Below are 3,074 nucleotides of genomic sequence, written 5' to 3'. Positions count from 1 at the left end.
CCCTCACGACGGGCACGGATACCCTGGGCGGTGGGCGCCGTGGTGCGCCCACCGCGCAGACGGGAGCCCCCAGCGCGACCGACATGACCCCGAGACGTCCAGGAGGGCGACCATGTCCACGACCGCTGAGGCACCCGGCACGACGGGCTTCGACGAGGTTCCCGGCCGCTACAAGGTGCGCTCGCTCGCGCTGGCGGAGGCCGGCCGGCACCAGATCCGCCTCGCCGAGCACGAGATGCCCGGCCTCATGGCGCTGCGCGCCGAGTACGGTGAGGCGCAGCCGCTGGCGGGCGCCCGCATCGCCGGCTCCCTGCACATGACGGTCCAGACCGCCGTCCTCATCGAGACGCTGGTCGCGCTCGGCGCCGAGGTCCGCTGGGCCAGCTGCAACATCTTCAGCACGCAGGACGAGGCGGCCGCCGCGATCGTCGTCGGCCCGCACGGCACCCCCGAGGACCCGCAGGGCGTGCCCGTGTTCGCCTGGAAGGGCGAGAGCCTCGAGGAGTACTGGGACTGCACCGAGCAGATCCTCGTGTGGCCGGGGGCGGAGAACGGGCAGGGTGGCCCCAACCTCATCCTCGACGACGGCGGCGACGCCACGATGCTCGTGCACCTCGGCCTGCAGTACGAGCGTGCCGGCGTCGTGCCGCCCGACACCCTGCCGGGGGAGCCCGACCACACGCACGAGATGAACGTCGTGCGCGGCGTGCTGCGCCGGGCCCTCGACTCCGACCCCCTGCGCTGGACGACGGTCGCGCAGAGCATCGGCGGCGTCACGGAGGAGACGACGACGGGCGTGCACCGGCTCTACCACCTCGCCGAGGCGGGGGAGCTGATCTTCCCGGCGATCAACGTCAACGACTCGGTCACGAAGTCGAAGTTCGACAACAAGTACGGCATCCGCCACTCGCTGCCCGACGGCATCAACCGCGCCACCGACATCCTCATCGGCGGCAAGGTCGCGTTCGTGTGCGGCTACGGCGACGTCGGCAAGGGCGCCGCGGAGGCGTTCCGTGGGCAGGGCGCGCGCGTCATCGTGTCCGAGGTGGACCCGATCTGCGCGCTGCAGGCGGCGATGGACGGCTTCCAGGTCGCCCGGCTCGACGACGTGATCGGCGAGGCGGACTTCGTCATCACCACCACCGGCAACAAGGACGTCGTGCGCACCGAGCACATGCTCGCGCTCAAGGACAAGGCCGTGGTCGGCAACATCGGACACTTCGACAACGAGATCGACATGGCCGGGCTCGCCGCCGTGCCGGGCGTCGTGAAGACCGAGATCAAGCCGCAGGTGCACGAGTGGACGCTGCCCGCCGGCGTCGGCCCGGACGGGGTGGAGCGCCCGGGTCGGTCGATCATCGTGCTGTCCGAGGGGCGCCTGCTCAACCTGGGCAACGCGACCGGGCACCCGTCCTTCGTCATGTCGAACTCGTTCGCCAACCAGGTGATCGGCCAGATGGAGCTGTTCGCCGACATGGCCCGCCCGGCCGAGGAGCGCCAGTACGAGCGCCAGGTGTACCGCCTGCCCAAGGTGCTCGACGAGAAGGTCGCCCGCCTGCACCTCGACGCCCTCGGCGTGCGGCTCACCGAGCTGAGCAAGGAGCAGGCCGAGTACATCGGCGTACCGGTGGAGGGCCCGTACAAGGCGGACCACTACCGCTACTGACCTGTCAGGTCCAGGACCGGGTTCCTGTGCACGTGGCCCTGACTGCTCGTCGTCGCGGCGAGCTGTCAGGGCCACGCGCATGTTCTGGTGCTCCTGGCCCTGACAGGTCGCCGGGCGGGCACGGGGGACAGCCCCCGTGCGCAGGGTGGCCGTCCGGTTATCGGCTCGGCGTCGCGGGCGGCAGCCTGGAAGCATGACCAGCATGACGTCCACCGACGGCCAGGTGCCGCCGCCCGCGACCCCGCAGTCCGCACCGTCGTCGACCGCACCGCCGTCGACCGCGCAGACGGCGGCGCGCCCGGCGGCCTCCCCGCGGTCGCCGCACGACGGGGCGCCGCCGTTCCTCCTCGCGCCGTTCGACCGCCGCACGTGGCGGAAGTACGGCTTCCTGTGGCTCGCGCTGCTGCTCGCGCCGTTCGCGCTGGCCTACGCCCTGCTGACGGTGTCGTTGCTGGTGCCGGCGGCCGTGACGATCGTCGGCCTCCTGGTCGGGGGCGGGCTGCTGCTGGGCGCGCGTGGCTGGGGATCGATGTACCGCCGGATGGCGGTGCGGTACCTGGGCGTGCAGATCGCGGAGCCGATGCCACGCCAGCCGCGCAAGGGGTTCTGGCGCCGGGTGGGCAGCATGTTCGCCGACGCGACCGCGTGGCGTGCGCTGCTGTACATGGTGGTGACGTTCCCGCTGGCGATCGTGTCGTTCGTCGTGAGCACGGTGTTCCTCGCCGTGGCGCTCGGCGGGATGACCCACTGGTTCTGGTCCCGCTGGCTGCCGCTGCAGCAGGCGGGGGACGGCACGTGGCACCGGGGCGCGTCGTTCGGCACGGACTGGTTCGTGGACACCCCGGCGCGCCAGGCGCTCCTCGTGGCCGTCGGCGTGATCCTGCTGTACCTGTGGCCGCAGGTGCAGTCGCTGTTCGTGGGCCTGTTCCGGCTGCTGGCCGAGGGCCTGCTCAGCCCCACACGCGCCAGCCTGCGGGTGGCGTACGCCGAGCGGGCCCGCGCCGTGACGGTGGAGGACGCCGACGAGCGCCTGCGCCGCATCGAGCGCGACCTGCACGACGGCACACAGGCGCACCTCGTCGCCGTCGCGATGCAGATCGGCGAGGCGCGCGAGCTGCTGCGCGACGGCACCGACGGTGTCGACACGGCGGAGCTCGCTGCGGTGCTCGAGACGGCCCACTCCAGCACGAAGGACACGCTCGCCGAGCTGCGCGAGCTCGCCCGCGGCATCCGCCCGCCCGCGCTGGACGCCGGGCTCTCCGTCGCCCTCGAGACGCTCGCCGCGCGGGCTGCGCTGCCGGTGCGGGTGCACGCCGTCGGGCTCGACGGCGCCGACCTGCCGCCGAGCGTCACCGCGATCTCCTACTTCGCGGTCGCGGAGCTCGTCGCCAACGCGACCAAGCACGCC

At 72.6% G+C, this 3,074-nt stretch carries 2 protein-coding genes; both read left to right on the top strand.

The features are described 5' to 3' along the window. The first annotated feature begins 112 nt into the window (after nt 1-112). Nucleotides 113-1,666: an adenosylhomocysteinase gene (gene ahcY / locus ACFUVW_RS20405; RefSeq protein ID WP_430573122.1), complete on the top strand. Its 1,554-nt coding sequence runs from the start codon at nt 113-115 to the stop codon at nt 1,664-1,666. A gap of 193 nt (nt 1,667-1,859) precedes the next feature. Continuing rightward, nucleotides 1,860-3,074, top strand: a 1,215-nt coding sequence (locus tag ACFUVW_RS20400; protein WP_430573121.1) for a sensor domain-containing protein, incomplete at its 3' end; no start/stop codon positions are given.

The organism is Isoptericola sp. NPDC057391 (assembly GCF_042668085.1).
GTDB lineage: Bacteria > Actinomycetota > Actinomycetes > Actinomycetales > Cellulomonadaceae > Isoptericola.
This window is presented reverse-complemented; position numbering and strand designations above follow the sequence as displayed.

Bases quoted from the DNA above. Each gene is read 5' to 3' on its own strand.
- ahcY (WP_430573122.1), top strand. From the start codon at position 113: ATGTCCACGACCGCTGAGGCACCCGGCACGACGGGCTTCGACGAGGTT.